The sequence below is a fragment of the Paraburkholderia sp. MM5496-R1 genome (assembly GCF_050436205.1).
Classification (GTDB): Bacteria; Pseudomonadota; Gammaproteobacteria; order Burkholderiales; family Burkholderiaceae; genus Paraburkholderia; species Paraburkholderia tuberum.
In genome coordinates this window covers 1,753,282-1,766,750 of the sequence record NZ_JBNDLT010000002.1, presented here as the reverse complement: position 1 = coordinate 1,766,750, position 13,469 = coordinate 1,753,282, and the positions used below count along the sequence as shown (strand labels likewise).

Below are 13,469 nucleotides of genomic sequence, written 5' to 3'. Positions count from 1 at the left end.
GTTCCGCCCGTCCCGTAGTCGATGCTGCCCGGTGTCAAGAGCGACGAGTCGCCGGGCCTGACGGCGGCGCCCAATCTTCCCTTCGGAGTATCGAGGCGGGGGTGCGGGCGCCTCATCCACCCCGAACCCCTCCATCACCTCCCTCAGCGCCCGCGCCTGATCCGCGGGCGACGCGGCCGCCGCCGCGCTTTTCTCGACGAGTGCCGCGTTCTGTTGCGTGACCTCGACCATTTGCGTGATCGCGATGCCCAGCTGCTGAATCCCATCGCTCTGTTCACGCGGACACCTGCGCGATTTCACCGACGATGCTCGTCACGCGCGACGCGCGCGAGTTCGCTCGCCTATTCGGCAATGCTCGCGTTGAGCTGCACGATCGCGGTGAGCTGCTCCATCGCCGAGACCGTCTCGCCGAGCGAGGCAGCCTGCTTCTCGGTGCGCTGATTTAGTATGGAAAGCTGAACGATTGGCGTTGCCGGCTCGATGATCCTTCGAGTTCCTTTGCTCTTAAGTCGATGCGAGCGCCCAGGCCCGCAACGGGCCGCGCAAAAACTGTCATCCTGATTCGGGCGCGCGCCGCAGCAAGCCGCGACAGCGCCACCGCCGCTTCTCGCGCACCGCTTCGGCCGGTTTTCGAGGGGTCCACTGACGATCCTCTGTACAATTGCCCGAAATCGCCCAATCGAGCGGCGGTTGCGGGCCGCCGGGCTTTCGGGCGCGGCGGGTCATCTCGCGCTTGACCCGCGACTCACATCGACTGAATTCATGGCCATTACGTACAAGACTCCCGACGATATCGCGAAGCTGCGCATTGCGGGCCGCCTCGCGGCCGATGTGCTGGCAATGATCGGCGAGCACGTCAAGGCAGGCGTCTCCACCGACGACCTCGACGCGCTGTGCAACGACTACATCGTCCACACGCAAAAAGCGATTCCGGCCAATGTTGGCTATCTGGGCTTTCCGAAGACCGTCTGCACGTCGGTCAATCATGTCGTGTGTCACGGCATTCCGAATCGCAACGAGATCCTGAAGGACGGCGACATCCTCAACATCGACGTCGCGATCATCAAGGACGGCTATTTCGGCGACACGAGCCGCATGTACTGCGTCGGCCAGTCGAGCACGGTCGCGCGTGCGCTGATCGACACGACCTACGAGGCGATGGTGGCCGGCATCCGCGAGGTGAAGCCGGGCGCGACGCTCGGCGACGTCGGCCACGCGATCCAGAAGGTCGCGCAGCGCGAGGGCTTCTCGATCGTGCGCGACTACTGCGGGCACGGCATCGGCAAGGTCTATCACGAGGACCCGCAGGTGCTGCACTATGGGCAGCCGGGGCAGGGGGTGCGCCTGAAGCCGGGCATGGTCTTCACGATCGAGCCGATGATCAACGCGGGCCGCGCCGGCACGTCGGTACAGCGCGACGGCTGGACCGTGATCACGAAGGACCGCTCGCTGTCGGCGCAATGGGAGCACATGGTCGCCGTGACCGACGACGGCTATGAACTGCTGACGCCGTGGCCGGACGGCACGGGCGACTACGACGCGCCGTGAGCGGGACCGCATATTCTGGTCAATAATAAATTTGACTCGCCGGCCGGTTCGGTTAAAGCTACGCGTTAGGGTTTCCAGGGGTTTCGTCTGCATGAGTCCGTCATTGACCGTTCGCCGCATCACTGCTGATCAGGGCGCCGTTTTTCGCGAACTCCGCACGGCCTCGCTGCGGGAGGCGCCGTACGCCTTCGGCGCGACGCTCGAGGACGCGTTGTCGGCCGATGCCGCCAGTTTCGACGCGACCGCGGCGAATCACGCGGTTTCGCAGTCCGTCGGTGCATTCCTGCTCTATACCGAGGGTCATCCCGCCGGGCTGATCGAGGCGCATTTCGACGACACCGCGGCGCGCCGCGCGTTCGTCTGCGAGTTGTGGGTGGCGCCGGCCGTGCGCCATCTGCGCGGCGGCGAGCTGCTCGTCGATACCGCGAGCAGCTGGCTCGCGAATGCGGGCGCCACGGAAATCTACGCGTGGGTCGCCGACGCGAACCGCAACGCGATGCGCTTTTATGAAGCGCTGGGCTTTGGCCCGACCGGCGAGCACCGGCGCGTCGAGCGCGCACCCGAGCAGGTCGAAAGTCTGCTGGTGCGGCACGTGCCGACTACTTCGCAGGTGTTACAGCAGTGATCGCCCAAGCGGCGCGTCGCGCGCGCCGCTCGTCTTCGCCGTCCCTTCATCACGGTCTTTTTCCCGCCAGCGTTTCTTTCGCACCGTCGCGCGTCGATCGCATCGACGACACGCGTTGCGCTCGCGCGCGCGAGCACCGATTCTCCCGGGAAAAATAGTGGCCGCGCGCTTGTACGCCTGTAAAATACGCAAAATTTTTCGCCGAACGCTATGTCGCCCAAGAAATCGCCCTTTTTCGAACTGCGCAGCGGCTCTGTCGACACGCTGATGTTCGTGGTCAAAACGACCGACCTCGATGCGATGCGTGCCGAGCTGACGCGACGCTTCGAGGCGACCCCCGAATTCTTCGCTAACGACGTCGTCGCGATCGACGTGCGGCGTCTCGCCGGCAACGAACGCGTGCCGCTCGCCGACATCGCGCAACTGCTCGACAGCGTGCGCATGCGTCCGGTCGGTGTGGTCGCGAATGCGGAGCAACAGTGGGCGACGGAGTCGGGATTGCCGTTGCTCGAAGCGCGCGATCGCCGCGGCGCGCCGGCGAAGCAGGCCGATGAGGACAGCACGGCGAGCGCGGCAGACGCGACAGCAGGCACCGAGGCAAGCGCGGGCACGAGCGCGTCCGCCAGCTCTGCATCCGCAACCGCCAGCGCGGCCACGGGCACGGCCGCTGCCGCCGCCGTCGAACCCACGCCCGCCGCCGAGCCGGTGCGTCTTGCCACGTCGCCGCAAACGATGGTGGTCGACAAGCCGTTGCGCTCGGGTCAGCGTATTTACGCAAAAGGCGATCTGGTCGTGCTCGGTCTGGTCAGCTACGGCGCCGAGGTGATCGCGGAAGGCAACATCCACATTTACGCGCCGCTGCGCGGCCGGGCGTTGGCCGGCGTGCAGGGCAATCACGACGCGCGCATCTTCTGCACGTGTCTCGAACCGGAACTGATCTCCATCGCGGGCATCTATCGAACGACCGAGAACCCGCTGCCGGCCGACGTGCTCGGCAAGCCGGTGCAGATCTGGCTCGAAGAAGAAAAGCTGATGATCGAACCGCTGCGGCTCACGTAAAGCGCCGCGAAACGCGCCCTGCCCCGAGCGATTGCGGCACGCGGCGTTTCACGGCGAGGCGGGCCGCGCACCAATTGACGCATTTGACGAACACAAGGTAAGGGTAATGGCAAAAATCATTGTGGTGACTTCGGGCAAGGGTGGCGTGGGCAAGACGACCACGAGCGCGAGCTTTGCGTCGGCCCTCGCGTTGCGCGGCAGCAAGACCGCCGTGATCGACTTCGACGTCGGCCTGCGCAACCTCGACCTCATCATGGGCTGCGAGCGCCGCGTCGTGTACGACCTGATCAACGTGATCCAGGGCGAAGCGAATCTGAATCAGGCGCTGATCAAAGACAAGAAATGCGAGAACCTGTTCATCCTCCCGGCCTCGCAAACGCGCGATAAAGACGCGCTGACGATGGAAGGTGTCGAGAAGGTCATCAACGATCTGATCGCGATGGACTTCGAATACATCGTCTGCGATTCGCCGGCCGGTATCGAGTCGGGCGCGCTGCTTGCGATGCACTTCGCCGACGAAGCGCTGATCGTGACGAACCCGGAAGTGTCGTCGGTGCGCGACTCCGATCGCATTCTCGGCATCCTGTCGTCGAAGACCAAGCGCGCGATCGAAGGCAAGGAACCGATCAAGGAGCACCTGCTGATCACCCGCTACAACCCGAAGCGTGTCAGCGAAGGCGAAATGCTGTCGTTGACCGACATCCAGGAAATTCTGCGCATCGATCTGATCGGCGTGATTCCGGAATCGGAAGCGGTGCTGCACGCGTCGAACCAAGGTCTGCCGGCCGTGCATATGGACGGCACCGATGTGGCCGAAGCCTATAAGGACGTCGTGTCGCGTTTCCTCGGCGAGCAGAAATCGCTTCGCTTTGTCGATTACCAGAAGCCCGGGCTGCTGCAGCGCCTCTTCGGCACCAAGTAAGGGGAGCGCACGTCATGTCGATTCTTTCGTTTTTGCTGGGCGAGAAAAAGAAGTCCGCGTCGGTAGCGAAGGAACGCCTGCAGTTGATCATCGCGCACGAGCGCGCCGGCGGCCATGCGCCCGCCGATTATCTGCCTGCGTTGCAACGCGAACTGGTGGCCGTGATCTCGAAGTACGTGAAGATTTCCGACGACGACATACGCGTGAGTCTCGAGCGTCAGGACGATCTCGAAGTGCTTGAAGTCAAGATCGAAATACCCCAGGCCTGAGCTTCGGATGGACCGCGGTCCGTCTCGCATCATGTGCAGGACGTCGCATGGCGTCGCGTCGGAGCGACGTGATGCGGTGCGGCGTTCGGCTCGTCCTCTGGCTTCTGTCTGAAGCCGTCTCTTCGCATCTCCACGGCGCTCGTCATTTCCCAGTCGAAATGAACCGTTGCACTCCAGCGGTGCCGTTACCCGCGCAACGTCAGCCTCGCGTCGCCCTCACGCATCTACTGACGCGGCGAGTCGGCGGTATCCGTCGTGATGTCGTCTGCGGCATCGTCGGCGCTCGGCTCGCCGTCTTCGCTTTCCGCTTCCGGCACCTCGACCTCGGGCACTTCCGGCACTGGCGCAGGCGTGGGCTGCGGCAGCGGCGCCACGTAGCGCTCGGCGAGCGACTCATAGAGCGGCGGCGCGAACAGGCGGGACACTCGGCTCGCGATCAACGCGGTGGCCATCAGCGAAATCACGAGCGCGTGGCCGTCGATCATCTCCATCACGATCACGAACGAAGTGATCGGCGACTGCGTGACCGCGGCCAGATAGCCGACCATCGCGAGCGCGATCAGCATCGGCAATTGCATCGAATCGAACACCATGTGCAGCAGATTGCCGAAGCCCGCGCCGATCGACAGCGACGGCGCGAAGATGCCGCCCGGAATGCCCGGCAGGTATGAGCCGACCATCGCGATCATCTTCAGGAACGGATAGAACACCGACAACTGCTCGTGTCCCTCGAGCAGGCCGCGCGCTTCCGTATAGCCGCTGCCGAACGTCGTGCCGCCCGAGATCACGCCGACCACCGCGATCGCGAAGCCGCACAGCGCGGCGAACACAACCGGCCGCTCGCCGTGCAACTGACGCAGCGGCTCCGGAATCCAGCGCGCGGTATTGAGCAGCAGCCAGCCGAAGATACCGCCCGCGATTCCCGTGACGATCGCGGTGAGCACCACCGCGACGGCGAGCAGATCAGGAAAATGCGCGCCGATCTGGATCGTACCGAAATACGTGTAGTTGCCGTTCAGGCCCAGTGCGACGACACCCGCAATGATGATCGCCGTGATCAGCACGCCACTCGTGCGCGCCTCGAAGCTGCGCGTCAATTCCTCGATTGCGAATACGACGCCCGCGAGCGGTGTATTGAACGCCGCCGACAAACCCGCTGCCGCGCCCGCCAACGCGAGCTGCCGTTCGATCTGCGCATTCGAGCGCGGATAGAACCGGCGCAGATTGAACATCAGCGCGGCGCCGACCTGCACCGTCGGTCCTTCACGGCCGATCGTAAAGCCGCCGAGAATCGCGAGAAACGACACGCCGATTTTGCCGAGCAGAATTCGCAGCGACAGCAGCCGCGTGCCGTATCCGCGCTGTTTCATGTGCAGCGTCGCGATCACCTGCGGGATGCCGCTGCCCTCGGAGCCGCGAAAGAACTTGCGCGTGAGCCAGACCGCGAGTGCGGCGACCGCGGGCGTGATCACGAGCGGCGCCCACACATACCGCTGCCGGACATCGAGAAACGCGTCATACCCCCAGTCGATCAGACGCGCGTACAGCACCGCGACCAGGCCGACGGCGATGGCACCGAGCCAGAAGATGCCGTATTGCCGCCACAGGCGTTTTGCGTGACGCATGACAGCGGGCGAACGGGAAGGGAAGGGCCGGGACATGAATTAGATTCGTGCAAAGGGCCAAGTATAAAGCGTGCGGGATCGACCACAACACGTGAAAGATGTTTGAAATAATGAAGTGAAGTGAATCATCAGGCGGATATTTTTTTTGCTGTAACGTGCCGTATTGAGAATCGGACCGTGCGCAACGGCCATTTGGCGGGATCGGTAAAACGTCAGCTAGAATAGTTTCAATTTCGAATAACGAACAGACCCTCAATGAAGCGAATACTTATTGTCAAGGTCACTTCACTAGGCGATATCGTGCAGGCGTTGCCAGTCGTCGCCGACATCAAACGCGCATTTCCTGGTGTTCAGGTGGATTGGGCGGCGGACGAAGCATTCGCGCAAGTCGTGCATTGGAGCCAGGGCGTCGATCGCGTGCTGTGCGCGCCGCTGCGCCGCTTCAAGAAGGCGCGTCGCTGGAGTGATCTGAAGGCGATCTGGGCATCCATCGCCGAGCTGCGCGCGTATCGCTACGACTACATCATCGACATCCACGGCGTCTACAAGAGCGCGATCATCGCTTTCCTCGCGCGCTCGTCGCGGCGCATCGGCTATCAATCCCTGGATCTGGGCGAGCGTGGCGCGGCGTTCGCCTACACCGGGCGTTTCGGCCCACGTCCGCAAGGCAGCGCGTGGCACGGCATGCGCATCAGCGCCAGCGAGGCGCTCGGCTACGAAGTGGAAGGACCGCCCATCTACGACCTGCAGCTACCCGAAACCGTCCCGCAGCCGTTCGTGACGCAAGACGCGCCTGTCGCGGCGCTCTTTCACGCCACCTCGAAAGCCGACAAGAAATGGCCGCTCACGCACTGGGCGGCGCTTGGACGCGAGTTGAGCGAGCGCGGTTTTCGTGTGGTGCTGCCGTGGGGTTCGGACGGTGAGCTTGCCGAAGCCGGGCAGATCGCCGCGCAGGTGCCAGGCGCGACCGTGCTGCCGCCATTGAGTGTGACCGAAGTTGCGCAGATGATCGGCGCGTGCGCGCTCGTGGTCGGTACCGATACGGGTTTCGTGCACCTCGCGCATGCGCTGCAGAAGCGCACCGTGATGATCTTCGTCGCGACGTCGCCATCGCATTGCGGCGTCGAGGCGCCGTATCGCTCGACCTCGATCGGCGACGGCGACTCGGTGCCGCCGATCAGCGCGGCGCTCGAAGCGATCGACTACGTGTACGCGGCAGAGCCGGTGCTCGCGATGCAGCAAGGATCTGCCGCCGCCTGAGTTCGTTCGTGCGCTCGCGCAATCGTTTGCGCAAAAGAAAAGAGGCGCGATGCGTAGTCCACCCTTGCTGGCGGGGACTGCATCGTCGCGCCTCAAAGAACGCCCGTGTCGGGGAACAGCGGGCGGAGAGGAATCGATTACACGTCTGTTAAAACTGTCGCTTTTCGTTGGACGCCGAAGCGTCCGATGCGCGGACGCGGGGGCGGCAAGCTGATACGCCGCGGTGCGTCGAGGCTCGCACGGCGCGCGTTGAACCGCTCGATTGCGGCGACGCCGGCGCGGCCAGCAAGGTTTCTATCGCGACAGTGCGCTCAACGGAGTATAGGCGGTGTTTTCCGCCATGGTGGCGCGATCTGGCGGCAGCGGGGCGGTCGATCGAACGCGCCGATCCAGCGCGCCGGTCCTGTAACAGCTCGGTGATGTTCCCTTACAAATGGCAACGTTCGCTGCGGCGCGCGTCGTGTCCAATCGGGTCATTCGGGGTTTGCGCTCGAATCAATCTGACTCGATGGAGAACAACATGAAACGCTTGATCCTGACTCTCGTGGCCGGCACGCTGCTCGCATCGGCACTCGGCGGCTGCGTTATCGCGCCGGCGCCGGGCTATTACTACGGCGGTGGCTACTACCATCACGGCTACTACTAACGCTAAGCCGCGCGCCGTGCTCAGGCCCGGAGCACCAGCCTCAGGCGGCCAGCATTTCGAACGCGACCACCGCGGCAATGGCCGCGGCGTTCGCGGCCAGCGCCTCGACGACGATGGATTTCCATGTCGTCGGACGGAAGCGCAGCGCGAGCAGCAGCGAGCCGAGCAAGGCCAGCGCGATGATCGTCACGATATCGGCATTGTGAAGATGGACGTTCATGCGGATCTCCCCGTTTTTTATAGGGTTATGTCAGGGAGTATAGGCAAGTCAAAAGGACGCGCAAGGCGGGGGTTTTACCCGGGCCGGGCCGCGGAAACAGCGAGGAAATAATGCTCTCTGCCTGCTGCCGCAGACGCGTAAAAACTGCGCGGGTGCAGCATCGATCGAACCTCGGCAAACGCGCATCGACGAAAGCGTTGTTCCGTCGATGCGCGTTGCATCATTTCATCAAACTCTCATCACGCGTCTCGCGCATGCACAGCACGCCGACAAGGCTCACGGCCGCGGCGACCGACACGTACGCGCCGACCCACGCCAAGCCGCCGTGCGCGGCGAGCACCTGCGCGATATACGGTGCGACCGACGCGCCGAGAATCCCGCCGAGGTTGTACGCGACGCCGGCGCCCGTATAGCGCACGTTGGTCGGAAACAGTTCCGGCAGCAGCGCGCCCATCGGCGCGAAGGTCACGCCCATCAGGAACAGCTGGATCACGAGAAACAGCAGCACGAGCAACGGCTCGCCGCTGCCGAGCAGCGGCGCCATCGTGAAGCCCGACAGGATCGCCGCGATGATGCCGACGATCAGCACCGGCTTACGCCCGAAGCGATCGCTCGCACGAGCCGACAGCGGCGTCGCGATTGCCATGAACACGACCGCGATGCACAGCAGGCCGAGGAACGTCTGCCGCGGAATATGCAGCGACCCGACGCCGTACGACAGCGAGAACGTCGTCGCGTTGTAGAACAGCGTGTAGCAGACCACCATCGCGAGCGCGCCGAGCACGGTCGGCCGCCAGTGCTGCGAGAACAGCGTCGCGATCGGCACGCGCACGCGCTCCTTGCGCTCGATCGCTACCTGGAACGCGGGCGTTTCGGCAATCTTCAGCCGCACGTACAGCCCGAGCGCGACGAGCACCGAGCTGACGATGAACGGCACGCGCCAGCCCCAGCTGCGGAACTGCTCGTCGGAGAGCGACATTGCGAGCGCGAAGAACAGGCCGTTGGACGCGAGAAAGCCGATCGAGGGCCCGAGTTGCGGGAACATGCCGAACCAGCCGCGTTTGCCGGCCGGCGCGTTTTCGGTGGCGAGCAGCGCGGCGCCGCCCCATTCGCCGCCGAGGCCGATACCCTGGCCGAAACGCAGCACGCACAGCAGGATCGGCGCGAGGCTGCCGATCGCGTCGTAGCCCGGCACGAAGCCGATCAGCGTGGTCGACAGGCCCATCACGAGCAGCGACGCAACCAGAGTCGATTTGCGGCCGATGCGGTCGCCGAAGTGGCCGAACAGGAACGAGCCGATCGGTCGCGCGACGAACGCGATGCCAAACGTGACGAACGCCGACAGCGCCTGCGCGGTGGCCGAGCCATGCGGGAAGAATACCGGTCCGATCACGAGCGCCGCGGCGGTCGCGTAGACATAGAAATCGTAGAACTCGATCGCGGTGCCGATGAAGCTCGCGAAGATGATCCGCGCGGTATTGTTTTGCCCGCTTGCGGGCTGAGCGGCGGAAATCGGCGAAGTGGACATGCAGGGTCTCCAATTGTATGAGGCCGCGGCGCGCTGAGCCGTGCGTCGCAGACAGGCGGCGCGCAAGGGCGGCATCCTCGTTGAGGTATAGGTTTGGGCGCCGCACGCGGGGTGGCGGTGCGGCACTGCAGTCGGCTCATGCGCCGCGCCGGCGGGTGTGCGGACGGCGTGAGCCATGCCGGAAGGCTCCGGCGCGGGGAATCGGAAAATTATAGCGAGCGCGCTCGTCGCGCAGCAATGGCGGCGCAAGCTTGCGCGGCAACGAGGTTGCTTTATGAGTTATGCGCGATGACTCGAGTAGCTCGCGCGTGGCCGACCCATGCGCGGCTGCGCTGGGCGGTGCGTGTCAGCGCACGCGCCAACCGCGCTCAGTCGTACGTTTCCGCTTGCGGCGAGGCGAGTTCGCGCAGCTGGAATTTGCCGTTGTCGTTGAACAGCCAGTCTTCGAACAGCTCGAGCTGGCCGCGGCCATTCAGCAGCTTGCCGGGCGGTTGCGGCAGCGGCGCCGAGCGGCGCAGCGTCGCGAGCGCGGTGCTTTCGGCTTCGTCGTCGCCGTTCGTGCGATACACCGACGACTCGACGATGTGTCCATAACGATCGACCGTGAACGACACCACCACCAGCGAGCGCAGCATCGGCTGAGGCCTGCCCTGGAGCACATACGACGGATTGCGCTCGACGATCCGTCGTGCGACCGCGTCGCGATATTGATCGAGCGTCGCGCTGTTGATCGCGGCCACCGGTGTGCTGACGGTTTCGTGCGGCGTCAGCGGTGTGATCGTGCAACCGGCCACGGCGACAACACCGAGCGCGGCGAGCGATAGCCGATGCATGCGAGCGGCCGTGAAGGAGCGCAGAGCCACACGGTGAGAAACAGGAGGGGGAGAAGTGCGAGAGAGCATCGTCGACGAACCGCGAGGAGAACCTGATTGAATGGTAGTCAAAAACCGTCGGGATTCAATTGGCGTTCGCCCGCCGGATGTCATCGTGCGTGCCCCGCTGAGGTGCTTTGCTTTCCGCTGTAATGGCCGGAAATGTGCGCGCATTGGTCGGCGAGCGAAACCCGCCTACACTCTGATGGCCTCTTCTTGAGGCATCGGTGGAAGTCTTTTCAGCCCGCTTCTGGCGGGCTTTCTTTTTCCTTCGATTCGCCATTCACACGCGGCAATAAAAAAGGCGAACCCGCCAAACGGGCCCGCCTTTTCGATCCCGGTTCAACCAGCCACGCCGCAAGCTGAGGCTCACGGCGCTGCCCAGGCGTCGATTACTTCAACGTCGCACGCGCCGCTTTCACCGCGGCCAGCACCTGCTCGGGCGCGGTGCCGCCCGGATGATTGCGGCTCGCCACCGAGCCCTCGAGCGTCAGATACGAGAACACGTCGTCGCCGATCAGATGCGCGACGTTCGGCAGTTCGCCGCGCATTTCGTCGAGCGTCAGGTCCGCGAGATCGCAGCCGCGATCGGCGCACACGCGCACCGCGAGCGCGACTGCTTCGTGCGCGTCGCGGAACGGCAGGCCGCGCTTGACGAGATAGTCGGCGAGGTCCGTCGCGGTCGAGAAGCCTTGCAGCGCGGCGTCGCGCATCGCCTGCGGTTTGACCGTGATGCCGGCGACCATTTCGGCGAAGATGCGCAGCGTGTCGGCGACCGTATCGACGGTGTCGAACAGCGGCTCCTTGTCTTCCTGGTTGTCCTTGTTGTACGCGAGCGGTTGGCCCTTCATCAGCGTGAGCAGCGCCATCAGATGGCCGTTCACGCGGCCGGTCTTGCCGCGCGCGAGTTCGGGCACGTCCGGGTTCTTCTTCTGCGGCATGATCGACGAGCCGGTGCAGAAACGGTCGGCCAGATCGATGAAGCCGACGCGCGGGCTCATCCACAGCACCAGTTCTTCGGAGAAGCGCGACACGTGCGTCATCACGAGCGCGGAGGCGGCCGTGAATTCGATCGCGAAGTCGCGGTCGGAGACTGCGTCGAGCGAGTTCGCGCAGATGCCGTCGAAGCCGAGCGTCTTCGCCACGGCGTGACGGTCGATCGGATAGCTGGTGCCGGCGAGCGCGGCCGCGCCGAGCGGCAGACGGTTCACGCGCTTGCGGCAGTCGATCATGCGCTCGGCGTCGCGCGAGAACATTTCGACGTACGCGAGCAGATGGTGGCCGAACGTGACGGGCTGCGCGACCTGCAGGTGCGTGAAGCCCGGCATGATGGTCGCGGCGTTCTTCTCCGCGATCTCGAGCAGCGCCACGCGCAGTTCGGTGAGCAGTTCGCCGATGCGGTCGATCTCGCCGCGCAGCCACAGGCGAATGTCGGTCGCAACCTGGTCGTTGCGTGAGCGGCCGGTGTGCAGGCGCTTGCCGGCGTCGCCGATCAGCGCGGTCAGGCGCGCTTCGATGTTCAGGTGCACGTCTTCGAGATCGAGCTGCCATTCGAACTCGCCGCGCTCGATTTCACCTTTGATCTGCGCCATGCCGCGCTGGATCGCGGCGAGGTCGTCGGCGGAAATGATCTTCTGCGCGGCGAGCATCGACGCGTGCGCGAGCGACCCTTCGATGTCGACGAACGCCAGACGCTTGTCGAAGAAAACCGACGACGTGTAGCGTTTGACGAGTTCCGACATCGGCTCCGAGAAGCGAGCCGACCAGGCTTCGCCTTTTTTGTGCAGTTGGGACGTCATGGTGTTGGGCGGTAAAAACGAGCGGTGAAGAGGCTGGCAACGCGAGTGCGCGAATCGTGCAAGAGCGCCGCCGCAGCGAAGAAAGACGAAGATTTTAACACCGGGTGAGGGCGGCCAAAGCGCTGCCGCCCGTCGCGGGCCTATTCGCGCACCAGCACCACGAGCTTCAGATCCTCGCGATGCGCGGGCTTGAACGTGATCTGGTCATAAACGATGCGCCCGTCGCGCGGATGGTTGAACTCGCGCCTGCCACCTTCGCGCCCGCCGACGTCCTGGGAGGCCCAGTAGCGTGCGAACTCGTCGCTCGCGGCCGACAGCGAATCGATCAGCCCACGTGTGGGCGCATCGTTCAGATGGCGGATCGAGTCGGCGCGGAATTCGGCGGCGAGCCGCCGCGCGCGCGTTTCCCAATCGACGATCAACGCGCGCGCGGCCGGCTCGGTGAACGTGTAGCGCAGCAGGTTGCGGTCGTGCGCGCCGTCGAGCCAGCCGACGAACAGATCGGCCGCGCGCTCGTTCCACGCAAGCGCGTTCCACTGCCGGTCGAGCACGTAGGCGGGCGTGTCGATGAGCTGCACGGTTTGCAGCAGCGTGGAGGGCGCATCGGCGGCGGCCGGGTCGGGCTCGGCCGGATCGCGTTGCGCGGCCAGCTCGAACAGATACGCGCGCTCGGCGCGCGACAGCTGCAACGCGACCGCGATGCGCGCGAGCGCATCGGCGGAAGCGGACACTGGCCGGCCCTGCTCGATCCACGTGTACCAGGTCGGGCTCACGCCGCACAGCTGCGCGACTTCCTCGCGCCGCAGACCGGGCGTGCGGCGACGCGGCCCCGGCGGCAGCCCGACCGCCTGCGGCGACAGCCGCTCGCGATGGGCGCGGATGAAGTCGCCGAGCGCGCGCGCCGGGGTGGCGTCGAGCGGCGGCGGGTGGTCGGCGGAAGACGGCGTCGTCATGCTATCGGCTGCGCGTGGAGGGGGTAATAGAGATACCAGAATAATTGCCGAACTTGTACTGGTACATGGCGGGCTCTATTGTAGCGGCTGGATTCGCGCAATGAGAAAAGCCGGGTGTGACCTGCGTCGGCCACACCCGGCTT

At 64.8% G+C, this 13,469-nt stretch carries 14 protein-coding genes; 8 read left to right on the top strand and 6 right to left on the bottom strand.

The annotated features are described in order from the left end of the window. Positions 1 to 21 precede the first annotated feature (21 nt). The 6 genes from OKW38_RS15085 to minE all read left to right on the top strand — a co-directional run bounded on the left by OKW38_RS15085 (position 22) and on the right by minE (position 4,423). On the top strand, positions 22 to 441 hold the full coding sequence (locus OKW38_RS15085; RefSeq protein WP_429362117.1) for a hypothetical protein: 420 nt from the start codon (positions 22 to 24) through the stop codon (positions 439 to 441). A gap of 321 nt (positions 442 to 762) precedes the next feature. After that, the gene (map, locus tag OKW38_RS15080) at positions 763 to 1,548 is read left to right on the top strand and encodes a type I methionyl aminopeptidase (protein ID WP_187616018.1); all 786 of its coding nucleotides are present in this window, start codon (positions 763 to 765) and stop codon (positions 1,546 to 1,548) included. Positions 1,549 to 1,639: 91 nt separating this feature from the next. Continuing rightward, the gene (locus OKW38_RS15075; protein WP_090803490.1) at positions 1,640 to 2,173 is read left to right on the top strand and encodes a GNAT family N-acetyltransferase; all 534 of its coding nucleotides are present in this window, start codon (positions 1,640 to 1,642) and stop codon (positions 2,171 to 2,173) included. Positions 2,174 to 2,383: 210 nt separating this feature from the next. Next, positions 2,384 to 3,232 (top strand): septum site-determining protein MinC, encoded by an 849-nt coding sequence (gene minC / locus OKW38_RS15070; protein ID WP_090803491.1) that lies wholly within the window; start codon positions 2,384 to 2,386, stop codon positions 3,230 to 3,232. 106 nt (positions 3,233 to 3,338) lie between these two features. Next, entirely contained in the window at positions 3,339 to 4,154 is an 816-nt protein-coding gene (gene minD, locus OKW38_RS15065) for a septum site-determining protein MinD (RefSeq protein WP_018419744.1), read from the top strand. A 14-nt stretch (positions 4,155 to 4,168) separates the two neighbouring features. After that, complete coding sequence (gene minE / locus OKW38_RS15060) at positions 4,169 to 4,423, top strand: cell division topological specificity factor MinE (protein WP_008922443.1); 255 nt, start codon at positions 4,169 to 4,171, stop codon at positions 4,421 to 4,423. Between the two features lie 224 nt (positions 4,424 to 4,647). Here the strand turns inward: minE and OKW38_RS15055 are convergent, their stop codons facing one another. Next, positions 4,648 to 6,084: a chloride channel protein gene (locus tag OKW38_RS15055; protein ID WP_429362115.1), complete on the bottom strand. Its 1,437-nt coding sequence runs from the start codon at positions 6,082 to 6,084 to the stop codon at positions 4,648 to 4,650. A 219-nt stretch (positions 6,085 to 6,303) separates the two neighbouring features. Here OKW38_RS15055 and waaC point away from each other — a divergent pair, with 219 nt between their 5' ends. Both waaC and OKW38_RS15045 read left to right on the top strand, forming a co-directional pair. Beyond that, positions 6,304 to 7,308 carry a lipopolysaccharide heptosyltransferase I gene (waaC, locus tag OKW38_RS15050; RefSeq protein WP_429362113.1) on the top strand — a complete coding sequence of 335 codons (1,005 nt, stop codon included), beginning with the start codon at positions 6,304 to 6,306 and terminating at the stop codon, positions 7,306 to 7,308. Positions 7,309 to 7,828: 520 nt separating this feature from the next. Beyond that, a complete protein-coding gene (locus OKW38_RS15045) occupies positions 7,829 to 7,954 on the top strand; it encodes a hypothetical protein (RefSeq protein ID WP_429362111.1) in 126 nt (41 codons plus the stop codon). Positions 7,955 to 7,994: 40 nt separating this feature from the next. Here the strand turns inward: OKW38_RS15045 and OKW38_RS15040 are convergent, their stop codons facing one another. From OKW38_RS15040 to OKW38_RS15020, 5 genes are all read right to left on the bottom strand, one after another. Beyond that, positions 7,995 to 8,174, bottom strand: coding sequence for a hypothetical protein (locus OKW38_RS15040; RefSeq protein ID WP_429362109.1), 180 nt, complete (start codon positions 8,172 to 8,174; stop codon positions 7,995 to 7,997). A 220-nt stretch (positions 8,175 to 8,394) separates the two neighbouring features. Further along, positions 8,395 to 9,702, bottom strand: coding sequence for an MFS transporter (locus OKW38_RS15035; protein WP_184059583.1), 1,308 nt, complete (start codon positions 9,700 to 9,702; stop codon positions 8,395 to 8,397). A 368-nt stretch (positions 9,703 to 10,070) separates the two neighbouring features. Then, on the bottom strand, positions 10,071 to 10,604 hold the full coding sequence (locus OKW38_RS15030) for an energy transducer TonB (RefSeq protein ID WP_090803500.1): 534 nt from the start codon (positions 10,602 to 10,604) through the stop codon (positions 10,071 to 10,073). Between the two features lie 362 nt (positions 10,605 to 10,966). Next, positions 10,967 to 12,373: an argininosuccinate lyase gene (gene argH, locus OKW38_RS15025; RefSeq protein WP_184021209.1), complete on the bottom strand. Its 1,407-nt coding sequence runs from the start codon at positions 12,371 to 12,373 to the stop codon at positions 10,967 to 10,969. A 140-nt stretch (positions 12,374 to 12,513) separates the two neighbouring features. After that, on the bottom strand, positions 12,514 to 13,326 hold the full coding sequence (locus OKW38_RS15020; protein ID WP_429362107.1) for a helix-turn-helix transcriptional regulator: 813 nt from the start codon (positions 13,324 to 13,326) through the stop codon (positions 12,514 to 12,516). Between the last annotated feature and the right edge of the window lie 143 nt (positions 13,327 to 13,469).